Below are 22,057 nucleotides of genomic sequence, written 5' to 3'. Positions count from 1 at the left end.
GGGGCGAAAACGCCGCCGTCCAGGCTGCCGCATGGGCCGATCAATGGCGGATGCGTCATTTTGCTGACATCAACCTGAAGGCTTGTCATGGAAGTGTCATACTCCGTCGTGGCCGTTCGGTGGTGGTGTTTCAGATCGTCGAGACGATAGAGCCCTTAATTGAGGCCCACGATGCCTGTGGCGGTGGTGCGCGTTGCAAATATGCGCGTGGCCCTGACCGGCAGCAGGCTGCCTGCGGGCAGGTTCTGGAAGGTCACCGTCGCCCCGGAAAGCAGGGTCAGGCAGAGATGGCCGCCATTGCCCACATAGATGGCGCGGGTGGGGGAAGGAAGCGGGCTCGTATCGTCCGGAACGACATCGAAAGCGTGGGATGCCGGGGATTCGAGGCCGGCGGCGTGGTGTTCGTAAGTCTCAGCCATTGCTGTCTCCCGTAAATCGAAATCTGCCGCGATTATGGGGTGCGCCGCGGCTGCGGGGAAAAGCGGGGACAGGAAATATCCGGACAGGATTTCGTTCCTGTTTTCGGCCGGCCCGCAAGCGCGTCATTCTTTTCGCAATCCCATGCGGTTACGCCGCCCCCGCCTGTTGCTACCGATGCGGCGCAAACGGGTGATGGCGGATTTTTCGTCCACGGGATCGACAGGCGGGCGGGTGCTGCCGCTTCAATTGCGCATATGGAGAATGAAGGCCCTGACGGCGGGAGAGGCTTCCGTTTTCCGGTGGGCGATGGCGAGGTCCGAGGTCGTGGAACTGGCGGCAAGCGGCACATAGCGCACACCGGGCAGCCTCAGGCAATTAAGCGAGCGCGGCACCAGCGCGACGCCGAGGCCGATGGCCACCATGCTGGCAATCGTGGTGTAGTCCCTGCCTTCCGGGGTGATCGCCGGCTGGAACCCGGCTTCATTGCAGGCCTCTATCGTATTGTAGTGAAAGCCGACATCCGGTGGCTGTCGCGGGGTAATGAAGGTCTCGCCGGCAAGGTTTTTCAGATCGACCTGCAGCGCAAAGGCCAGGGGATGGTTTTCAGGAAGTGCGGCCATCAGCGGTTCGCGCAGCACCACATGGGTTGTCACACCTTCCGGAACAGGCGCGGGCGGGCGGATGAAGGCGAAGTCCAGATTGCCGTCGGCAATCTTGGCCAGTTGCAGCCGCATCTCCATTTCGATCAATTGCAGCTCCACATCGGGATGGGAAGCGCGGAAACTGGCGATGGACCGGATCATCAGGCCGGAATAGGCGGCCGAGGCGACATAACCGATGGAGATGCGCCCGGTTTCGCCGCGGTCGACGCGTTTGAGCGCCGCAAGCGTCGCCTCGGCATTGGCGAGGATTTTCCGGGCGTCCTCGTAGAGAAGCTGGCCGGGCGTGGTCAGCTTCACCGAGCGGCGCGTCCGGTCGAGAAGCGGCATGCCGACAATCTGTTCGAGCGCCATGATCTGCTGGCTCAAGCCCGGCTGGGCAATGCCGAGGCGGGCGGCGGCGCGCTCGAAATTGCGCTCATCCACCAGCGTGGTGAAATAGCGCAGGTGGCGCAATTCGAATGTTTCTGCCCGGCTTGCCGGTTTCCTGCCCATCGTCACGGCCTTTCCGGCAGATTTGAATAATTCCAAGCTATTATCTATGTAAGTTTTCATAATCAATAGTTCTGAAAAAAACCGGCTGCGCTTATTGGATCGCAATTCGTCCCTTGCGTAATAAGATGACTTAAATTCTCCAGAAAAATACCGCCTTATGGTGGCGCGGGTGATGAAGGGTCTTGGGGTGCAGGGAAAAACCAAACACATTTCCATTCTGGCTGGCGGTTGCGCCGTCGTCGCTTATGTGGCCTTTTTGGCTCCGGCTTCCGCCCTTGCGCAGGAGGCCGGTACGACGGTGCTGCAGGCCATCACCGTGGAGGGCGCCAAAAATCAGGACCCCAAGGCGCCGGTGAAAGGCTATGTGGCGAAAACCAGCGCCAGCGCCACCAAGACGGGGCGATCCCTGATCGAGACGCCGCAATCCGTATCCGTCATCACCAAGGACCAGATGGATGCTCAGAGCGTCCGCAATCTCAGCGAGGCGCTGAACTATGTTCCGGGTGTCGTCGCGCAGCCGTTTGGGGCGGATCCGCGTTTCGATGCGCCGCGCATTCGCGGGTTTCAGGGAAACCAGTTGCAGTTCCTGAACGGTCTGCGGCTGATGCGCACCGCCGGTGCGCCCTCCTATGAGGTCTACGGTCTGGAGCGCGTGGAAGTCATTCGCGGGCCTGCTTCCGTTCTTTTCGGTCAGGGCAATCCCGGCGGCCTCATCAATCTCATCAGCAAGCGGCCGACCTTCGAACGGTTCGGCGAAGTCGGTGTGCAGATCGGCAGCTTCGACTATTACCAGTCGATGTTCGATATTGGCGGCCCGGTGGCGGATAGCGACAGTTTCGCCTATCGCCTGACCGGCCTTGCGCGCAACGCCCATGCCCAGACGGACAATTTGCAGAACGACCGTTATTTCATCGCACCGGCGCTGACCTGGCAGCCGGACGAGGATACGAAGCTGACGGTTCTTGCCTCCTATCAGCACGACAATCCGAGTTCGCCATCCGGCCTGCCGCCGGCGCTGACCTATCTCAGACCCGGCAATATGCTGGATCGCAGCTTTTATGTCGGCGATCCGTCCTTCGATACGTCGAGCCGCAAATTCACCAATATCGGCTATGAATTCGAGCACCGTTTCGACGAGACCTTCACCTTCCGGCAGAATGCGCGTTATTCCAATTTCGACTGGTCCTACCGCGCGCTCGGCATGTCTTCGACCAGCGGCGGCATGATCGGCAATCTCATCCGCCGCAATGCGACGTTCCAGGACGAGCTGCTGAACACTTTCAACATCGACAACAGCCTGCAGGCGGAGTTCTCCACGGGGCCGATCGACCACACCCTGCTTGTCGGGCTGGACTACCGTTATTTCGACAACAACGTCAAAACCGAATTCTGGGCCGCGACGCCGCTCAATCCCGTCAATCCGGTCTATGGCGGGCCGATCAGCCTCACCTCGCGCACGCTTTATGCCGATGTGAAGACGGATATTTCCCAGATCGGCCTTTATGCGCAGGATGAGATGGCCTTCGAGAACTGGCGCATCACCGCCGGCCTGCGGCAGGACTGGGCAAGCACCAGCGGCACCACCTTCAACGGCACCACCTACCGTTCGCTCGACAAGGACGATCACAAGCTGACCGGCCGCGTCGGCGTCAGCTATCTGTTCGATGGCGGCATCGCGCCCTATGTCAGCTACGCGACCTCCTTCGAACCGGTGCCGCAGCCGGCTGTCGGCGATGCGCCGAAACCGACCACCGGCGAACAATGGGAAGCGGGCGTCAAATACCAGCCCGAGGGTTTCGACGGTTTCTTCTCCGCCGCGGTCTACGATCTGACACAGAAAAACGTCACGACGACGGTGGGCGGCGTGACGCAGCAGATGGACGAGGCGCATGTGAAAGGCCTCGAGCTTGAAGGCGTCGCAAGCCTTGCCGACGGGCTCGACCTGCGCGCGGCCTATACCTACATGGACAGCGAGGTCTCCGGCCGCGTGAATAACGGCAAGGAGCTGGACAGCACGCCCCGGCACGCCGCAAGCCTCTGGCTGGATTACACTTTCCCGGAAGATACCGCCCTTGAGGGTTTCGGCATCGGCGGCGGTGTGCGTTATGTCGGAAAACGCTATGGCGATGCCGCCAATACCTTCGAGATGAAGGGCCTCGCCCTGCTCGATCTCGGCGTGCATTACGAGAAAAACGGCTACCGCGCCTCGCTTCTGGTGCAAAACTTGACTGATAAAGAATATATTTCTAGTTGCTCCACTTTCGGATGCTATTACGGTGACGGAAGAACGGTTATGGGCAAGCTGACCTATCGTTGGTGACGCCATATCAAAGTGAAGCAGCAGGGGCATGACGCGCAAGGATCGATGGATGTCCCCCCTTTGGGGGCGGCGGGAATTTTTAGGCCTGCTCGCTGCTTCGGCTCTTGCTGGCAAGGCGCGGGCGGCGGTCACGCCACGCCTTGCCGCCATCGACTGGGCCATGCTGGAAACCGCCGTTGCGCTCGGCGTCATGCCGGTGGCGGCGACCGAGCTCATCCAGTTCCGGGTGGATGCGGTCGAGCCGGAAATCCCTGCAACCGTCGCCGATCTCGGCCTGCGCGGTGCGCCGAATTTCGAGCTTCTGCAACTGAGCCGGCCCGATCTCATTCTGATTTCGCCCTTCTACACCCGCTATACCGGCAGGCTGGAAGCGATTGCCCCGGTCTTCTCGCTGCCCTTTTACGTGAAGGGCGAGCCGCCTTTCGCAAAGGCGCTGGCGGCGGTCTCAGCCCTTGGCGAAAAGCTCGGCAGGGCCGATGAGGCGCGCAGGGTTCTGGGCGAAACGGAAGCGGCGCTGCAAGCCATGCGGACCCGCCTTGCCGGTTTTGCGGCGCGGCCGACCTATGTGATTAACATCGGCGACGCCCGGCATTTTCGCGCTTTCGGTGCAGATAGCATGTTCGGGGATGTTCTTGCCCGGCTGGGGCTCGCCAATGCCTGGGTGGATCGTTCGCAATTCACCTTCGCGGCCCCGGTGCCGCTTGAAAACCTCGCCGCTTCGCCCGATGCGCGCATCGTCATCGTCTCCGATATTCCGGTCGAGGCGCGGGAAACCCTGCGCAGCAGCGCCATATGGCGCGCGCTGCCTGCCGTGCGGGAAAACCGGGTGGTCACGCTCGGCAATGTCGGCCCCTATGGCGGCATCACCGCCGGCATGCGCTTTGCGCGGCTTCTGAGCGAAGCGCTCTCGGCGCAGGGAGAAGCCCTGTGACGGCGCGGCCTCTCCAGCTTTTCTTCGGGCTGCTGTTCGTTCTGGCCTGCGGGCTTTCCCTGCATGCCGGGCTGTTGCGGCTGCCTTTCGGTGCATGGCCCGGCCCGCCGTTCGATGCTGCCACCATGTCGATGGATCAGGTGATTTTCGCCTTCAGCCTGATGCCGCGCGTGGCGGTCGCCATTCTGGCGGGCGCGATGCTCGGCCTGTCGGGCGCGCTTTTCCAGCAATTGCTGCGCAATCCGATTGCCGATCCTTCGACGCTCGGCATCTCGGCCGGCGCGCAACTGGCCATCGTTATCGCAACCCTGTTCTTTCCGTCGGTGCTGGATGGCAACCGCGCCTTGGTGGCGCTCGCCGGCGCGGCCGGTGCGGCCGGCATCGTGTTTCTTCTCGGCTGGCGACGCTCCTTCGAACCGGTGACCATGGTGGTGTCGGGGCTGCTGGTCGGCATCACCGCCGCGTCCGTTTCCGCTGCGCTGACGCTGGCACAGGGCGAATATCTGATGTCGCTGGTCGTCTGGAACGGCGGCTCGCTCAGCCAGCAGGACTGGTCGAACGCCTTGTCTCTCGCGTTTCAGCTTGTTGCCGGGCTCGTGCTGACCGGCCTGCTGATAAAGCCGCTGACGGTCCTCGGTCTCGGCGATGCCGGTGCGCGATCGCTCGGCGTCTCGCTGTTTTCGATCAGGCTGGCGGTCGCCGCCGTCGCGGTCATGCTGGCCGCCTTCGTTGCCTCGGCGGTCGGCCTCGTCAGCTTCATCGGCCTTGCAGCACCTGCGCTCACCCGGGCGCTCGGTGTGCGGCGTTCGTCTTCGGTGCTCCTGGTTTCCCCGCTTCTGGGCGGTCTGCTGCTGTGGTTCTGCGACGGTCTCGTGCAGCTTCTGGCAAGCACGACGGCCGAAGTTTTTCCGACCGGCGCGGTAACGGCCCTGATCGGCGGCCCGCTGCTTCTGTGGTTGCTGCCGAAAATCCGGCCGACCGATGTGCATCGCGGTGAAGGTGTCGAGCTGGCGACAAGACGCCGGCTTACGGCCCTGCTGCCGGTACTGGCCGTCATGGCGGGGCTGGTTTTTGCAGCGCTCGCCATCGGCAAAGGGCCCGATGGCTGGACGGTGCTGAAGGCTGACGATCTGCAAAGCCTGCTGCCGTTCCGCTGGCCGCGGCTGGTGGCGGCCGTGGCCGCAGGCGGTCTTCTGGCCATGGCGGGGGCGCTTCTCCAGCGGCTTACCGGCAATCCCATGGCAAGCCCGGAAGTGATCGGCGTCAGCGGCGGTGCAGGCCTCGGTTTTGCCGCCGCCATCACGATTTTTCCGGCCGCCGGTCTTTTCGAACTGTTTTGCGGCGCTGGCATCGGCTCTGCGGGCGTCATGATCCTCGTCCTGCTGTTTTCCATGCGCCGGCACCTCGCGCCGGAAAAAATCCTGCTCGCGGGCATTGCCATCAGTTCGCTCTGCTCGGCCGTTCTCTCGGCACTGCTTGCCATTGGCGACCAGCGGGCATGGCAGATCCTCGCCTGGCTCAGCGGCTCGGGTTCGACGGCGACACCGGCTTCGGCGATCTTTCTCGCCATTCTTTCCGTCGTGCTGCTGGCGGGCGCGCTATCGGTCACGCGCTGGCTGACGATCCTGCCGCTCGGACGCGATGTGCCGCTCTCCCTTGGTCTGCCGCTCGGGGCGGCGCGCATCGCCGTCATCGCGGTGGCGGGCATTGCCACCGGGGCTGCCTCGCTTCTCGTCGGTCCCTTGAGTTTCGTCGGATTGATGGCGCCGCATATTGCGCTTCGCGCCGGTTTCACCACGCCGCGCGACCATCTCTTCGCCTCCTTCCTGTTCGGCGCGGTGCTGATGGCGCTTTCCGATCTCGGCGCACGGACAGTCACCTTTCCTTATGAGCTGCCGCTCGGGCTTTTTGCGGCGCTTGCCGGCGCGCCCTATCTGATCTGGCTTTCAGGCAGACGATGATGAATTTTTTGAACGATGTACGGAGATGAGAACCATGGGTCAGGCAGCACTTGCCGTCGATTATGACGATATTCCGCTTTTTTCTCTCGACGGCGTGACGATGGAAGTGCCGGGCAGGACATTGCTGCAGCCGCTGACGGCCAGTTTTGCGACCGGCAAAACCATCGGCCTGATCGGTCATAACGGTTCGGGAAAATCCACCCTGCTCAAGATTCTCGCGCGGATTCAGGAGCCGACGGCGGGCAGGGTCTCATTCGAAGGTAAGGCTCTCGGCGCCTGGGGCAATCGTGAATTTGCGCGAAAGCTCGCCTATCTGCCGCAATATACGCCGGCCGCTTCCGGCATGCTGGCCAAGGAGCTGGTGGCGCTCGGCCGTTATCCCTGGCACGGCGCGCTTGGGCAGTTCACCAAAGCCGATCAGGAGAAGGTGGACGAAGCCATCGAACTCACCGACACCGTCGCCTTCCGCGACCGGCTGGTGGATACGCTTTCCGGCGGCGAGCGCCAGCGCGTGTGGCTTGCCATGCTGGTGGCCCAGAACGCCGAAAGCCTGCTTCTCGACGAACCCATCTCCGCACTCGATATGGCGCACCAGATCGAAGTGCTTTCGCTGGTGCAGAGACTGTCGCGCGAAAAGGGTCTCGGCGTCATCGTCGTGTTGCACGACGTCAACATGGCGGCGCGCTTCTGCGATGAGATCGTCGCGCTTCATTCCGGCCAGCTTATCGCACGGGGAACGCCGCAGGAGATCATGACGCCGGAGACGCTGCAGCGCATCTATGGCGTCCGCATGGATGTCATGACCCATGCCGCCACCGGCTTTCCCGTCGCCCTGCCGCTTTGAGGTTGTTGCAGCAAAACAACGGCCGGCAACGCTGGCTGTTGATGGCGATTCCGCGCGCATTTCCCGCCCTAACAATGTCTTAATGGCATCCTACCGCCATCAGACATTGTTAACCGTTCCGCTTTCATCGCCTCCAATTAAGTTGTTTTGGATCGATTTCAGGGAACAAACGTTAACAGTGCGGAATTCAATATCCGGAGAGGGCAAGAAGGGCTGCTGCGGGTAGGAATAAAACAGGAGAAAATCAGATGAAAAAGGCTGTTGCCGTAACTTTTGCCGCATTGACGATGGGCCTCGGCGGAACCGCATCCGCCCTCGCTGCCGACCTTGCAAGATATGAGCCGGCTCCGCAGGAGCAGGACGATCGCAACGGCGTCAAGATCGGTTACCTCACCTGCGATATCGGCGGCGGCGTCGGTTACGTTCTCGGCTCGGCCAAGGAACTGGATTGCACCTTCCAGTCTACCATGGGCGCCCGTCGCACCGACCATTACACCGGCGCCATCCGCAAGATGGGTGTCGACCTCGGCTTCACCACGCAGGGCCGTCTGGTCTGGGCCGTTTTCGCCCCGACCGCAGGTTACCACCGCGGTTCGCTCGGCGGCCTTTATCAGGGCGCAACGGCTGAAGTCACCGTCGGTCTCGGCGTCGGCACCAACGTTCTCGTTGGCGGCACGTCCGGCTCCATCCAGCTGCAGACGGTCAGCGTGACGGGTCAGGTCGGTCTCAACCTCGCCGCCACCGGCACCTCCGTGACGCTCACGGCCATGAACTGATCGGCAAAGTGCCCGGCCCCGGCCGGGCATTCTGTCGCATGTCAAAACACGCCCTCTTCGTTGTCAGACGGAGAGGGCGTTGTATTATCCGGGCCATGATTTCCACATTCAGAAGTGTCGCGGCAGTGACCGCCTGTTCTTTCCTTTTGGCGACAGCCGCTTTTGCCGAGGGCGATGCGGCCCATGGGGAGAAGGTCTTCAGCCGCTGTTCCACCTGTCACAGCATCGACACGCCACGCACCCGCATGGGGCCGCATCTGATGGGTGTCGTCGGCAGGCCGATGGCTTCCGTGACCGATTACGGCCACTATTCGCAGGCGCTGAAGGATGCCGGCGCGGCTGGCCGGGTGTGGTCGGAAGAGGAACTGCAAAAATTCATCGCCAGCCCGAAAAAGGCGATACCGGGAAATGCGATGCGCTTTTTCGGGCTGTGGAGCGAAACCGATATAGCGGATTTGATCGCCTATCTGAAAACGCATCCCATGCCGCAATAGCAGTCAAAGCGGCGCTTCAGCGATAATCTCTTCCGCCTCTTCGAAGGTCATCGCCATGACTTTCGCGCCGATCTCGAAGCCGAAGCCGTTGCGGGCGAAAGCGGAGAATTCCTTGGCCTTGCGCTTCTCGTCCAGTTCGACACGGCGAAACGGTCCGAAGGCGCGCTTGCGCGCGAAGATGACGGCGGCGACGAGATCGTTTGTTTCCTGCAACGCGACCGCAGCCGTTTCACGGGCGATACCCTTGATCTGAAGTTTCTGCGCGAGCCCGCGTTTCGATTTGCCGCTGCGCTGGCCGCTCCGCACGGCGATTTCCGCGAAAGCCGTGTCGTCGAGCGCCTTGATGCCATAAGCGAAGGTCACGGCAAATTCGCCGAGCGCCCTGACCTGCGCCGGGCTGATATCCTCGAATTTTTCCCGCGCCTTGCGCATGATGGCGTCGCGCAGCTGCTTTTCCGTCATCATGCGCTGTTCCAGCCGGTAGAGAGCGGAATTGCGCGCCCAGGACAGCATCCGGCTGGTGGGTTCAATGGCCGGCGCGTCGCCGTCCACGGCCATGTCGTCGGTCAGGAAGGGGCTGGAATCGTCGTTCATTCCGCTTTTATAGCGCGGTGAACCCGTCTTGCCAGTTCCTTCCCGGCCCGTTTCCTCCGGTTTTTCAGTAGCTCAAGGCGTTTGCGCGCCGGTTGCGGCGACATAGACCGAATAAAGCGATTTCGTCGCGGTGATGAACAGGCGGTTCTTTTTCGGGCCGCCGAAGGTGAGGTTGGCGACCGTCTGCGGCACCTTGATCTTGCCGAGGAGCGTACCTTCGGGGGAAAAGCAGTGAACGCCATCGCCGGCGCTGGTCCACAGGTTGCCGGCCGTATCCAGGCGGAAACCGTCCGGCAGGCCATTGTCGAGATTGCAGAATTCCCGGCCGTTGGTGAGCTTCGCGCCGTCCACCACGTCGAAGACGCGGATATGGCGCGGGCGGGAGACATCGTGGCTGTAAGAACTGTCCGCGACGTAGAGCTTCGTCTCATCAGGCGAAAACGCAAGGCCGTTCGGCTGCATGAAGTCGTCAATGACGATGTCGATCTTTCCGGTTGCGGGATCGAGCCGGTAGACATTGCGCGTCTTCTGTTCCGGCTCGGCTTTGTAGCCCTCGTAATCGGAAAGAATGCCGTAGGTTGGGTCAGTGAACCAGACGCCGCCATCGGATTTGACCACCACGTCATTGGGTGAGTTCAGCCGCTTGCCGCCGTTGCTGTCGGCGAGAACCGTGATCGAGCCGTCCACTTCGGTGCGGGTGACGCGGCGGCCGCCATGCTCGCAGGAAACGAGCCGCCCCTGCCGGTCGCGGGTATTGCCGTTGGTGAAATTGGAGGGCTGGCGGAACACCGATATCCCGCCGTCCGGCACCCAGCGTAACATGCGCTGATTGGGAATATCGCTGAACAGCAGGCAGTTCAGATCGGCAAACCATACCGGGCCTTCGGCCCAGCGGCAGCCGGAATAGAGCTCTTCCAGCTCGGCATTGCCGACGATCAGATGGCGGAAGCGGTCATCGTGGATTTCGTAAGGAGAGGTCGTGTCTGTGGTCATGAGCGTGATCCGCTTGGGGGCTTGTCGTTATGGGTTCAGCGCGTGGCCTTGGGGCCGCTTGCCAGAAGAATGACGGAGATGATGATGAGGCCGGTGAGGATGAGGCGGATGCCGGCGCCGAAACCATAGGTGTTCAGCATCGACACCACCAGGAACATGAAGAGCGAAGCGCCCCAGATGCCGGGAACATTGGAATCGCCGCCCGCCACCGCCGTTCCGCCGATGACGACGACGGCGATGGACATCAGCAGATATTCCGAGCCCATATTGAGCGCCGCACCGCCGGAAAAGCTGGCGAGCAGATAACCCGCGATGGCAGCAAGTACCGCGCAGAGCACATAGGTGACGAAACGTGCGCCGTCCACGGGAATGCCGGTCATGCGGGCGGCGAAGGTGCTCTGGCCGATGGCGGAAATCCAGCGTCCGTAAAACGAGCGGTCGAGCAGCAGCCAGGCGATGACCGAGAGCAGCAGGGCCACGAGGGCGACATTCGGAATGCCGAGAGAGCTTGATGTCGCGAATGTGGCCAATGTTTCCGGCGGCTTGATGCGCAGGCCGCGGTTCGACCAGATGGCGATGGATTGCACGATGAAGCTCATGGAGAGCGTCGCGATGATCGGCGGGATGCGCAGGAGCTTGATCAGCGCATAATTGCCGATGCCGATGGCGATGCCGATCAGGATGGCGATCAGCAGTCCGGGCAGGATAAGTCCGTCGGACACATCCATGAATTTCAGGGCGAGCGTCCCCGACAGCGTCATCGTGGCGGGCACGCAGAGGTCGATATTGCCCGGTCCGAGCGTGATGACGAACATCTGGCCGATGCCGACGATGACCGAAAAGGCCGCGAAAGTCAGTGCGGCATGCGACAGGCCGAAGGAGCTTGCGCCGCCGGTGAAGAGCACGGTGACAATCCAGACGACCGCCGTTGCGGCAAAGGACCAGATCCATGGTTTTCTGGTGAGGGAAGAGAGCCCGTTCATTGGTTTTTCTCCCGCTTTTCAAGACGGTTGAGCAGGATGCGCAGCGCCAGCACGATGATGAGGATCGCCCCCTGCGCGCCGATCTGCCAGTCCGGCGAAATGCGCATGAAGGAGAGGAACGAACCGGCGAGCGTCAGCGTCAGCGCGCCGATGACGGCGCCGATGGGCGATACCCGGCCGCCGACGAATTCGCCACCGCCGAGGATGACGCCGGCAATCGAGAGCAGCGTGTAACGCAGCGCGATATTGGCGTCGGCCGATGTCGTCAGCCCGACGAGGGCGATACCGGACAGCACCGCGAAGAAACCGGCCAGCGCAAAGGTGGCGGCGCGAATGCCGACGACCGACCAGCCGGAGCGCTCGACCGAGCGGAAATTGCCGCCGACGCCGCGCATCAGCACGCCGAAGGAAGAGCGCATGACGATATAATGGGCGACGACCGCGATCAGGATGCTGGCGACGATGGCGATCGGCACGAAAGGCGGTTTCGCGTCATCAGCGCCCGGATGAAGGCTGGGGCCTGGCCGCCGGGCGAGGGCAGAATGAGGACGGCGAGGCCGCCCCAGACGAAGCTCATGCCGAGCGTGACGACGATGGAGGGAAGGGCGCGGATATGGATGATGGCGCCTAGCAATGCATAAACCGCAATCGCACCGGCAAAGATCGCAATTCCGAGGATGGGCGTGGTTTGCAGGAAAGTGGCGGTCACACAGGCGCAGAAACTGACGAAGGTACCCATCGACAGATCGAGATCGTTGACCGACATGATCAGCATCTGCGCAATGGTGGCGAGCGCAATCGGCACCGCCAGATTGAACAGCAGGTTCATGCCGGTATAGCTCATGGCGCGCGGCTGCATGTAGAAGACGGCGGCGAGCAGGAAGGCGAGCGAGGCGGCGGGAATGATGAGGCGAAGGGCGTTTGCCGAGAGTTTCATGCGTGGTCTTCTCCGGCAAAGGAGGCCGCCAGCACATTCTGCTCGGTAATATCGTCGCCGACGAGTTCCGCCTGGATGGCGCCGTCGCGGAACACGTAGACCCGGTCGCAGAGACGGATTTCATCCATTTCGGTGGAGTACCAGATGAAGGTGCGGCCGTGGGAGGCTTCGGTTCTCAAAATGTCATAGACCTCCTGTTTGGTGCCGATATCGACGCCGCGCATCGGGTCGTCCATCAAAACGGTACTGGCGGTGGTGGCGAGCGCGCGGGCGAAAAGCACCTTCTGCTGGTTGCCGCCGGAAAGCGAAAGGATCTTGTTGCCCATGTCGGGCGTGCGGATTTCTATACGCTTTTTCCATTGCGCCCCAAGCTCGGTTTCCTTGGCTCTGTCCACCATGCCTGCGGCTGAAATATCCCTGAGCGAGGCGATGGACAGGTTTTTGAGGATGCTCCACAGCGGAAAAGTGCCGTTCAGGCTGCGATCACCCGCCACGAAGGCGAGATCGGTCTTGCGCGCGGGCAGCCAGCTATTGTTGCGGGCAAGATAAAGATCGAGCAGCGCTTCGGTCTGGCCATGGCCGCCGAGACCGGCAAGGCCGACGATCTCGCCGCGAAAGGCCTCGAAGGCAAGGCCTTCGCCCCGGCGTGCCGGCATGGAAAACACCTTTTCGCCTGCCTTGCGGCTTTCACCCCGTCGCCTGTCCTGTTCCTTGACGACGCTGCCCATGGCCTCAACCAGCGAGCGGGTGGTGAAGTCGGCGGCCTTTCGGTCGGCCACCACCCGGCCATCCTTCATCACCACGATACGGGTGGCCGTCGAAAGAATTTCGCCGAGAATATGCGAGATCAGCAGAACCGAGCCGCCCTCACGCACGAAACGGCGGACATAATCCATCAGCTGCTCGGCGAGACCGGCATCCAGCGAAGAGGTGGGTTCATCGAGGATCACCAGTCTCGGCGCGTTCGGTATGCGGCAGAAATTGATGGCGATTTCCACCATCTGCCGTTCGGCGATGGAAAGTTCAGCGATGGTCAGCTCGCAATCGATACCGTGGCCGGGAAAAATTGCGTCCAGTGTCTGGCGGATAGTCGTCAGCGCACGGCCGCGCCAGTTTCGCCCACCTGTGGCGGCATGCATGATGCGGACATTTTCGCTGATCGTCAGGTTCGGGCAAAGCGACAGTTCCTGAAACACGCAGCGAACGCCGTTCGCGCGCGCGGCGGCAATGCCGTGGCGGTTTTCGTTACCGCCATAGGAAACGGAGCCCTCATGCGGCGTCAGCCCGCCATTGATGACGTTGACAATGGTGGACTTTCCCGCGCCGTTATGGCCGACGAGCCCGAGGCATTCCCCCGTGCGGATAACGAGATCGGCCCCATCCAGCGCTCTTACCGCGCCGAACACGACCTTTACGCCGCGCGCAGCGACGACCTCTTCCGCCTCGATGATGTCATTCATGAGCAACTACGCCAGTGATGTGAAAAGTGATGTGAAAATCGGATGATACGGTGGCTATTGCGGCACCCGTTCCGGGAGCGCCGCAATAGTCAGGCTCTGGGTCGATCCGGCCTATTTGGCCGATGCGATGGCCTTCTGGGCGTCTTCCTGCGAATATTCCACATTCGCCACGCCGCCCTTCTGGGTCGTCTTCAGGTTTTCCTCGAGATTGGCCTGATCGATGCGCAGGAAGGGCACGGTCAGGTCCTTCTTCACATCCTTGCCGTCGAGGATTTGCTGCGCCACCCAGAAAGCCAGCGTCGAGACGCCGGGCGCGATGGAGACGGACATGGTCTCGTAACCGCTTGCGTCCTTCTGCTGCTTCCACCATTGCAGCTCGTCTTCGCGGTTGCCCATGACGATGGTGGGTGTCGGGCGCTTGGCGGCGGCAAAAGCCTGTGCCGCGCCGTAACCGTCACCGCCCTGCGTCACGACAGCCGCGACTTCCGGAAGGCTCGGCAGAATGCCGGCGACGGCGCGCTGCGCGACGTCCTGCGCCCAGTCGCCGTTGACGGAACCGACGATCTTGAACTGCGGGTTCTTGGCGACGCCCGCGGCGATGCCGGTGTGGATTTCATCATCCACTGAAACGCCCGCAAGGCCACGGATTTCAAGCAGGTTTCCACCCTTCGGCATGGCCTTGGCGAGATAGTCGATCTGGCTTTCGCCCATCGCCTTGAAATCGACCGCGATGCGCCATGCACAGGGCTCGGTGACGATGCCGTCGAAGGATACGACGGTGATGCCGGCATCGCAGGCTTCCTTCACCGCGCCGTTAAGCGCGGTGGGCGAAGCGGCATTGATGACGATGGCGTCGTAACCCTGAAGAATGAGGTTCTGGATCTGCGCGGCCTGTTCTGTCGCCTGGTTTTCGGCTGTGGTGAAGGCGTCAGCGGCGGCGACCTGCTTGTCGGCAACCGCCTGCTTGGTGATTTTGTCCCAGCTCGTCAGCATCGCCTGACGCCAGGAATTACCGGCATAATTGTTTGAAAGCGCGATTTTTTTGGCCGACGTATCGGCATGAGCGGTGATCGGCAAAGCTGCGCATGCGACAGCGGCCGATGCCAGAAGCATCTTCCTAATAGCCATTGATTTCCTCCCTGGTGGCTTGCCCTTTCGAGCCCGGAAACGCCCGTCTGTCGCAAATCTCCTCGGCGGCAGACAGAATTCCTTTGCACTGGAGCTCCTTTCCCCAGTAGAAGCGAGAATGACCAAGAAGATTTGGCTTGTACAGGCAGATCACGGCAATCTTCCTGCGGGTTTCCGCAGAAAGCATGCGGGAACCCGCAGGACGAAACGCCACTGCCGGGCGCAGAATGGATGATGCGGCGCCCTAGGGGTTGAAGCTTCGCCGCGATGGTCGAAGGCAGGCGCTTGGGAGGGCGTCCGCACATGCTGGATACGCCGAAAAGCGCTCTTTTTCATCATTATATGGGCATTTCGCGGCTGCTTGCCGGGCAGCTGGAATTTAATGCCATCATCCAGGCGGTCGCCACCGAGATCAGCCATATCATCCCGCATGACCATATGGATGTCTGCATCAAGCAGCTGGATGACAAATATCACATCGCCTATGAGAGCGGTCTCGTCAGCGCCTGGAGCCGGCAGCCGCCCGCCCTTTTGACCGGCAGCCCGATCCGTTCGCTGCTGTCAGGCGAGGTCGAATATCTCTTAAGCGGCGACGCCTGTTCCGATCCGCGCTTTCATTTCGAAGGGTCGTTTTCAAGCCCGATCATCGAACTCAACCTGCATAGCCGCCTGCATGTGCCGATGAAGGTGCATGGCGACATTATCGGCGCGCTGAGTTGCTCCTCGCACCAGTCGGACGCCTATACGATGGAGGATGTGGCGAATGCCCGCGCCGTCGCCGATTTGCTGGCGCCCTATTTCTACGCCATCCGCGCCGCCGAGCAGGCCAAACGCTCCGCCATCGAGGAGGCGCGCGCCAATGCCCGCGAGGAGGGCCTGCGTTTAGGCGCGCTGCAATTGACCGAGGCGCTGGAGGCCGAACGGCAGCGGATCGGCATGGATCTGCACGACCAGACGCTGGCGGATTTGACGCGGCTGGCGCGGCGCATCGAGCGCATGAGCCATACCCCGGACCTGTCAGGCGAGATGCTGGAGCCGGTGGTGCGCAGCCTGCAGCATTGCATGCAGGATCTGCGCGAGATCATCGAGGAGGCGAAACCTTCGATCCTGCAATTGTTCGGCGTCGTTGAAGCCATCGAGACCTATGTGGACCGTTCCGTGCGCGATAGCGGATCGGCAATCGACTGGTCGGTGACGGATGAGACGGACGGGCTGGTGGAAAGGCTGGACAAGACGGTGGCCATCTCGCTGTTCCGCATCGTGCAGGAGGCGGTCAATAACGCCATTCGCCATGCCCAGCCCGAAGCGATTGCCGTGAAATTGACCGCAATCGACGGCGGTTTGCGGGTGACGGTCAGCGACGACGGCAGCGGCGGCGGCGAAGGCGGGGTCTCCGGCGGCCTCGGCATCGGCAATATGAAGACGCGGGCGCGGCTGATTTCGGCGAAATTCGATATTGGCGGCAATGGCACGGGAGCGGGAACCCGCATCACCGTCACCTTGCCGGCAGGCGCTTTCGACCGGCGGGAGGAGTTGTGACATGGATGTGCTGATCGTCGAAGACGACGCGCTGCACCGCGCCTATCTGAACGAGGCGGTGCGTGCCGCCCTGCCGGAATGCGACAAGGTGCTGGAGGCGGCAAACGGAAGAACCGGCGAAAAGCTCGCGCGGGAAAACCGGGCCGCCCATATCGTCATGGATTTGCAGATGAACGAGCGCAACGGCATCGAGGCGGCGCGCACCATCTGGAAGGAAAGACCCGATACCCGCATCCTGTTCTGGTCCAACTATTCCGACGAGGCCTATGTGCGCGGTGTTTCCCGCATCGTGCCGGAAGGGGCCGCCTATGGCTACGTGCTGAAATCCGCCTCCGATGACCGCCTGCGGCTGGCGCTGCGCAGCATCTTCATCGAGGCGCAATGCGTGATCGACCGGGAAGTGCGCGGCCTGCAGGAAAAGAGCCTCGGCAAGGCTCATGGCTTCACCGATTCCGAATATGAAATCCTTGTCGATGTCGCGCTAGGACTTACCGACAAGGCGATTGCGCGGCGCCGTAACCTGTCGCTGCGCAGCGTACAGAACCGGCTGCAAAGCCTCTATGAGAAGCTGAACGTGCATCAGGCCGCCGGCGATGACGAGGCGGAAGGCCGGTATAATCTCAGAACTCGCGCCGTTACCGTCGCTTTCCTGCGCAAGCTGTTAAATTACAGCGCGCTGGAAAGGGCCGAGCGGGAGCTGTCGGAATGGGCGGGCAGCCGCTGATCCTCAGGGCAAAAAGGCAAGCAGCCGTCTTTCATCCGCCCTGAGGCCGGAGACGGGCTTTGCCCCGACCTTCAAAATGCGGCCAAGCTTTTTCTGCGCTTTCTCTTCCGTCGCGATATCGAGGACGGCCGGGTGCACATAGCTCTTGCGGCAGATGGCGGGCGTGTTGGAAAGCTCCGCCGCCGCTGCCTGGCACATACCCTTTATGCTCGGTTTGTCGCCCGCCGCCACATGTTCCATCGCGTTGCAGAAGGCCGCCAAAGTTCCGCCCCAGGTACGAAAGGTCTTGGCGGAAATGCCTTGCCCGCCGATGCGGGAGAGGTAAGCGTTGAGATCGCTGGAATCGACCGAATGCACCCGGTTTTCACTGTCCTGCCAGACGAAGAGTTCCTTGCCGGGCAGATCGGCGATCTCCTCGAGGATTTTCTGAAGGCGAGGGTGGCGCAATTGCCGTTTCACCTTCTGCCCGCCCTTGGCGGCAAACCGCAGCTCGATGGTTTCACCGAAGGAGACGTGCCGCTTGAGCAATGTCGTTGCGCCATAGGTGCCGTTGGTTTCGAGATAGGAGCGGTTGCCGACACGCAGATAGGCGGCATCGAGCAGCAGCGTGAGCGCCGCGAGCGTCATTTCCTGCCCGTGATCCTGTTTTTCTATATCGGCGATGGCGCGGCGGCGAATGGCGGGCAGCGCTCTGCCGAAGCTTTTGAGCTGGAAGAATTTCGTTTCGCCCCGGAGCGCATGCCAATCGGGATGATAACGATACTGTTTTCGCCCGCGGGCATCAAAGCCGGTTGCCTGCAGATGGCCGGCGGGGTCGATGCATATCCACACGTCCTTATAGGCGGGTGGCACGCCGAGCGCTTTGATGCGCTTCAGTTCGACGCTGTCGGAGAGAAGCTCGCCGCCCGGAAGGCGGTAACAGAAACCGCGTCCGCGTTTCTCGCGGGCAATACCCGGCTCCTGATCGTTGACATAGGCAAGTCCGATTTTGGCAAGAAGGCGGGTGGGCGGCTGTGGCATGGTTTTTTCCGGCAGGTTTCACGCTGCGGCAAACGAAAAACAGGCCGCCTTCGTTCCGGCGGCCTGTCGTTCCAATCGTGAGTTTTCTCAGCCGGCCTTTTTAATCAGCCGGCCTTGGCGATCCGCAGAATCTGCGATTCACCGCCGCCGCGCTCTTCGGTCACGGCATAGATCGCGCCATCCGGACCGACCTTCACGTCGCGAATGCGTGCTTCGAGCGGCAGCCGGCTTTCGGTGGCAACCCTGTCGCCATCGATATGCAGGATGACGAGACCCTGACTTACCAGACCGCCGACGATGAAGGCGCCCTTCCATTCGGGAATCTGGTCGCCTTCATAATAGGCCATGCCGGAGGGGCCGATGACCGGATCCCAATAATAAACCGGCTGTTCCATGCCTTCCTTTGCGGTAACGCCTTCGCCAACCGACCTTCCGCTATATTCGACGCCATAGGTGATGACCGGCCAACCGTAGTTCAGGCCGGCTTTCGGCATGTTCAGCTCATCGCCGCCGCGCGGGCCGTGTTCCACGGTCCAGAGCCTGCCTTCTCCATCCAGCGCTGCCGCCTGCAGGTTGCGGTGGCCATAGCTCCAGATTTCGGGGAGGGCGTTCTGCTGGCTGGCGAAAGGGTTGCCTTCAAAGGCCTTGCCCTGTGTATCGATGCGGAAGACCTTGCCAAGCCCGCTCGACAGGTCCTGCGCCTGCACGCGCGGCTTTGAATCGGAACGCTCGCCGACCGTGACGTAAAGCTCGTTGTTCGGCCCGAAGACGAGGCGGGAGCCGAAATGTTTGTCGCCATCATAGGTCGGCATCTGGCGGAAAATCACCGAGACATTGTCCAGCTTTGCCGCGCCGCTCTCCTCGGTCAGTTTCGCCGAGGCTACCGACGTGCCGTTGCCGCCATCGCGCGGTTCGGAGAAGGAGAAGAAGATGGTGCGTGATGTTTCGAAATCGGGAGCCAGCGCGATGTCGAGAAGGCCGCCCTGTCCGTCGGATGCCACCTCCGGCACGCCCGCGATCGCCGGGCCGGCCTTGCCGTCGGCGACGATATGGATGGCGCCTTCCTTGGCTGCGACGATCATGCGGCCATCGGGCAGAAACTCCATCGACCACAGATGCGGCAGGCCGTCCGCGATAACGGTTTTTTCGACGCTTGGCTGGGTGGCGGCCTGCGGCGCGCGGGTCTGGCCCTCAAAAGCCGGTTTCTGATCCGGCGCATTCGGCCGTTTCGTTTCGGCGGCCGGGGCCTGGGCCTGTGCAACGCCGGCAAGCGGCACGGCGAGCAACGCACACAGGATCGTCGAACTCAGAAATCGGTTGTTATGGAACATGGGTCTCCCTTCCATCGTTTACGTCAGGCAGAGAACCATTTGGGGAGGATTTCGTTTCCTGCGATAGTTTCAAGAAAACTTGATCACTCCGTGTGCAGGCGGCACGCTCTTTTCTCATCCATGCGAATTCATAAGGAACCGCCAGCCTGCGGTCACGTTTTCCCCTTTGTTACACGGAGAGCGCCATGCAGATCATCGACAACAAGACCATAGACGGGAACAGAACCAAGCCGATCCTCAACGTTGCGGAATTCTGCCGGCGTTACCGGCTGGACAAGGCCGAGGAAACCCGGCTCAGAAAGCTGTTCGGCGAGTTCGCCTCGCGGCACGAGCTTTTGATGAATGCGCAGCGCAAGCCGAGTTTCCGTTGATCATTCCTCCGGGTCGATAGATTTTCCGAAGATCATGAAGACATCATAACGGGTGTTCTTGCCCATTATCTGATGAGAAGGCTTGCGAATGCCCGGCATCGGCTCGGCGCGCAGGGGCCATTTCAGAACCACCCGTTTCGTCGCATTCTCCAGCGCAGCCTCCATCAGCTCCACCTGATCCGGGTCGGAGCCAACCAGTTCCCTCAGCACCCGCATCTCTTTTTTCACCAGCGCCGTGTTATGGCGCGGCGGATGCATGGGGTCGACGATCACCACCTCCGGTGAAAGCTCTTTCAGCAACTGGCGTGAATCTCCGTGAAGCAGCGTCATGCGCGCCGCCGCCTCGGCATAGGCGCCGCCAGCCTCCAATGCGCGGCGAATGCCGTCCGCAAGATGGGCATGCATTCCCGGCGAGCGTTCGATCAGCGTTACTTCTGCTCCCAGTGAAGCCAGCAGAAAGGCGTCGCGCCCGAGGCCTGCGGTCGCATCCACGATTTTTGGCGTGCGGCCCTTCGTGAAACCCGCGGCTTTCGGCAGAGCCTGTCCGCGCCCCTCGCTGGAGCGGAAACGGTGTCCGACTGCACCGCCGACAAAATCTACTACGAAGCTTTCGTCTTTTTCTTTCATCGCAGGCCTCAGAAGGGGCAGGGTACGGTATAGGTGACGTCACGGCCTTCGGGATGGCGGAACCCGACCTCCTGCGCATGCAGCATCAGACGCGGCGCGGCGGCGAGCGCTTCGCCCTCGGCATAAAATTCATCGCCGAGAATGGGGTGGCCAAGCGCCTTCATATGCACCCGCAATTGGTGGGTACGGCCGGTAAGGGGTGTCAACGCCAGCCGCGTTGCCGGAAGCGGCAATCGCTCCAGCACCTGCCAAAGGCTCTGCGCCGGCTTGCCGTTCTCGTGGTCGACCCGGTGGCGGGGCTTGTTTTCGGGATCGATGGCGAGCGGCAGGTCCACTTCCCCCGCTTCTCCCACAACCTCTCCCCAGACAATGGCGACATAGGATTTGCGTGTCTGGCGGTTTTCAAACTGCGACGCAATCGCCGCATGCGCCTTGCGGTTCAGGGACATCAGCACGATGCCGGAGGTGTCCTTGTCCAGCCGGTTGATCATCAGCGCTTTCGGGAACTGTTTCTGCACCCGCGTCATCAGGCTGTCCGAAAGCGCCGGATCGCGCCCCGGCACCGATAAAAGCCCGCTTGGCTTATTCAGCACTAGCAGATCGTCGTCGCGGTGCACGATGGTGAGCCAGGGGTCGAGTGGCGGATGATAGACGGGATTGGAAAGCTCGGATGACATGTCGCTTCCTTAGCACGAATTGCGCATTCGGACAGGCGCTAGAGCATTTCCAGGAAAAGTGGACCCCGGTTTTCCGTCCGGAAATGCGCCAAAACAAAGAGTTAGAGTGTTTTCGCGCTTCGAAGAAAAGCGAAAAAACTCTAGTCGGGAATGTGGAGATTGACGCGTCCGCTGGTCAGGTCGCTTAAAAGCCGGGTGAGCCGTTCGGCTTCCTCCGCCGGAACCGAAAGCAGCATATCCGCGCCGGTTCCGGTGAAATCTTCCTTTTCCACCCGCAGGTTCTGTGTGGCGGAAAGGCGCGATTTCACCAGCGCCAGATCGGAGAAGGGGCAGCTCAAAGTCGCGCTGACATAGGCGATGACCGGGGAGGTTTCGCCAAGCCGCAGGCAGGCCGCCGCCGTGCCGCCATAGGCGCGCATCAGCCCGCCGCTGCCGAGCAGGATGCCGCCGAACCAGCGGATGACGAGAACGGCGACATTGTCCAGCGCCTGACCGTCTATCGCCTGAAGGATCGGTTTCCCGGCCGTGCCCGAAGGCTCGCCGTCATCGCTGAAACGATAGGTCTGGCCGCTTCGCCAGGCCCAGCAATTATGGTTGGCGTCGGGATCGGAATGCGCCGCAAGAAAGTTTTTCGCATCCTCTTCGCCCGTCACTGGCGCGGCAAAGGCGATGAAGCGGCTTTTCTTGATATCCTGCGAAAAGGTGACGGGTCTGTCGAGCGTGAACATGGGCGTTTCAATATCGCATATATTCGCATGCGGAAATCGGTATAA

Annotated in this window: 21 protein-coding genes and 1 pseudogene; 9 read left to right on the top strand and 13 right to left on the bottom strand. The window is 61.6% G+C overall.

Annotated features, from left to right (window positions below):
* Nucleotides 1-155 precede the first annotated feature (155 nt).
* A complete protein-coding gene (locus L901_RS09595) occupies nt 156-419 on the bottom strand; it encodes a hypothetical protein (protein ID WP_059755951.1) in 264 nt (87 codons plus the stop codon).
* 243 nt (nt 420-662) lie between these two features.
* Complete coding sequence (locus tag L901_RS09590) at nt 663-1,574, bottom strand: LysR family transcriptional regulator (RefSeq protein WP_059756184.1); 912 nt, start codon at nt 1,572-1,574, stop codon at nt 663-665.
* Nucleotides 1,575-1,731: 157 nt separating this feature from the next.
* Here L901_RS09590 and L901_RS09585 point away from each other — a divergent pair, with 157 nt between their 5' ends.
* The 6 genes from L901_RS09585 (at nt 1,732) to L901_RS09560 (ending at nt 8,900) form a co-directional block, all read left to right on the top strand.
* A complete protein-coding gene (locus L901_RS09585; RefSeq protein ID WP_059755948.1) occupies nt 1,732-3,894 on the top strand; it encodes a TonB-dependent siderophore receptor in 2,163 nt (720 codons plus the stop codon).
* Nucleotides 3,895-3,922: 28 nt separating this feature from the next.
* The gene (locus L901_RS09580) at nt 3,923-4,825 is read left to right on the top strand and encodes an iron-siderophore ABC transporter substrate-binding protein (protein WP_059755946.1); all 903 of its coding nucleotides are present in this window, start codon (nt 3,923-3,925) and stop codon (nt 4,823-4,825) included.
* Nucleotides 4,822-6,786: a Fe(3+)-hydroxamate ABC transporter permease FhuB gene (fhuB, locus tag L901_RS09575; protein WP_059755943.1), complete on the top strand. Its 1,965-nt coding sequence runs from the start codon at nt 4,822-4,824 to the stop codon at nt 6,784-6,786. Before L901_RS09580 ends, fhuB begins: the two co-directional genes overlap by 4 nt.
* 34 nt (nt 6,787-6,820) lie before the next feature.
* Complete coding sequence (locus L901_RS09570; RefSeq protein ID WP_035263594.1) at nt 6,821-7,630, top strand: ATP-binding cassette domain-containing protein; 810 nt, start codon at nt 6,821-6,823, stop codon at nt 7,628-7,630.
* A 248-nt stretch (nt 7,631-7,878) separates the two neighbouring features.
* The gene (locus L901_RS09565) at nt 7,879-8,406 is read left to right on the top strand and encodes a DUF992 domain-containing protein (RefSeq protein WP_003522107.1); all 528 of its coding nucleotides are present in this window, start codon (nt 7,879-7,881) and stop codon (nt 8,404-8,406) included.
* A gap of 95 nt (nt 8,407-8,501) precedes the next feature.
* Nucleotides 8,502-8,900, top strand: a complete 399-nt coding sequence (locus L901_RS09560; RefSeq protein ID WP_059755940.1) for a cytochrome c family protein — start codon at nt 8,502-8,504, stop codon at nt 8,898-8,900.
* A 3-nt stretch (nt 8,901-8,903) separates the two neighbouring features.
* Here L901_RS09560 and recX read toward each other — a convergent pair whose 3' ends face one another.
* From recX to L901_RS09530, 6 genes and pseudogenes are all read right to left on the bottom strand, one after another.
* On the bottom strand, nt 8,904-9,494 hold the full coding sequence (recX, locus tag L901_RS09555; protein WP_059755937.1) for a recombination regulator RecX: 591 nt from the start codon (nt 9,492-9,494) through the stop codon (nt 8,904-8,906).
* Nucleotides 9,495-9,566: 72 nt separating this feature from the next.
* The gene (locus tag L901_RS09550) at nt 9,567-10,487 is read right to left on the bottom strand and encodes an SMP-30/gluconolactonase/LRE family protein (RefSeq protein WP_059755935.1); all 921 of its coding nucleotides are present in this window, start codon (nt 10,485-10,487) and stop codon (nt 9,567-9,569) included.
* A gap of 35 nt (nt 10,488-10,522) precedes the next feature.
* On the bottom strand, nt 10,523-11,470 hold the full coding sequence (locus L901_RS09545) for an ABC transporter permease (RefSeq protein ID WP_059755932.1): 948 nt from the start codon (nt 11,468-11,470) through the stop codon (nt 10,523-10,525).
* A pseudogene (locus L901_RS09540) lies at nt 11,467-12,407 on the bottom strand (ABC transporter permease). Before L901_RS09540 ends, L901_RS09545 begins: the two are co-directional and overlap by 4 nt.
* Nucleotides 12,404-13,867 carry an ATP-binding cassette domain-containing protein gene (locus L901_RS09535; protein ID WP_059755929.1) on the bottom strand — a complete coding sequence of 488 codons (1,464 nt, stop codon included), beginning with the start codon at nt 13,865-13,867 and terminating at the stop codon, nt 12,404-12,406. The pseudogene L901_RS09540 and the gene L901_RS09535 overlap by 4 nt, the downstream one beginning before the upstream one ends.
* Nucleotides 13,868-13,978: 111 nt before the next feature.
* Complete coding sequence (locus L901_RS09530; RefSeq protein ID WP_059755926.1) at nt 13,979-14,995, bottom strand: ABC transporter substrate-binding protein; 1,017 nt, start codon at nt 14,993-14,995, stop codon at nt 13,979-13,981.
* 303 nt (nt 14,996-15,298) lie between these two features.
* On the opposite strand from L901_RS09530, the gene L901_RS09520 reads away from it, so the two are divergent.
* On the top strand, nt 15,299-16,534 hold the full coding sequence (locus tag L901_RS09520) for a sensor histidine kinase (RefSeq protein WP_059755921.1): 1,236 nt from the start codon (nt 15,299-15,301) through the stop codon (nt 16,532-16,534).
* Nucleotide 16,535: 1 nt separating this feature from the next.
* Nucleotides 16,536-17,258, top strand: a complete 723-nt coding sequence (locus tag L901_RS09515) for a response regulator transcription factor (protein ID WP_059755919.1) — start codon at nt 16,536-16,538, stop codon at nt 17,256-17,258.
* Nucleotides 17,259-17,261: 3 nt separating this feature from the next.
* Here L901_RS09515 and L901_RS09510 read toward each other — a convergent pair whose 3' ends face one another.
* Complete coding sequence (locus L901_RS09510; RefSeq protein ID WP_059755917.1) at nt 17,262-18,278, bottom strand: DNA topoisomerase IB; 1,017 nt, start codon at nt 18,276-18,278, stop codon at nt 17,262-17,264.
* 104 nt (nt 18,279-18,382) lie between these two features.
* On the bottom strand, nt 18,383-19,609 hold the full coding sequence (locus L901_RS09505; RefSeq protein ID WP_059755915.1) for a PQQ-dependent sugar dehydrogenase: 1,227 nt from the start codon (nt 19,607-19,609) through the stop codon (nt 18,383-18,385).
* A 185-nt stretch (nt 19,610-19,794) separates the two neighbouring features.
* Here L901_RS09505 and L901_RS09500 point away from each other — a divergent pair, with 185 nt between their 5' ends.
* The gene (locus tag L901_RS09500) at nt 19,795-19,980 is read left to right on the top strand and encodes a hypothetical protein (protein WP_003508485.1); all 186 of its coding nucleotides are present in this window, start codon (nt 19,795-19,797) and stop codon (nt 19,978-19,980) included.
* Here L901_RS09500 and L901_RS09495 read toward each other — a convergent pair whose 3' ends face one another.
* From L901_RS09495 to L901_RS09485, 3 genes are all read right to left on the bottom strand, one after another.
* The gene (locus L901_RS09495) at nt 19,981-20,607 is read right to left on the bottom strand and encodes a class I SAM-dependent methyltransferase (RefSeq protein WP_059755913.1); all 627 of its coding nucleotides are present in this window, start codon (nt 20,605-20,607) and stop codon (nt 19,981-19,983) included.
* Between the two features lie 8 nt (nt 20,608-20,615).
* A complete protein-coding gene (locus L901_RS09490; RefSeq protein WP_059755911.1) occupies nt 20,616-21,284 on the bottom strand; it encodes a pseudouridine synthase in 669 nt (222 codons plus the stop codon).
* A 140-nt stretch (nt 21,285-21,424) separates the two neighbouring features.
* On the bottom strand, nt 21,425-22,012 hold the full coding sequence (locus tag L901_RS09485; RefSeq protein WP_059755910.1) for a YigZ family protein: 588 nt from the start codon (nt 22,010-22,012) through the stop codon (nt 21,425-21,427).
* Nucleotides 22,013-22,057 lie beyond the last annotated feature (45 nt).

Source organism: Agrobacterium sp. D14 (genome assembly GCF_001526505.1).
In the GTDB taxonomy this organism is placed as follows: domain Bacteria; phylum Pseudomonadota; class Alphaproteobacteria; order Rhizobiales; family Rhizobiaceae; genus Agrobacterium; species Agrobacterium leguminum.
Note: the sequence above shows the minus strand (reverse complement) of the source record. Positions and strands in the feature narration are given on the sequence as shown.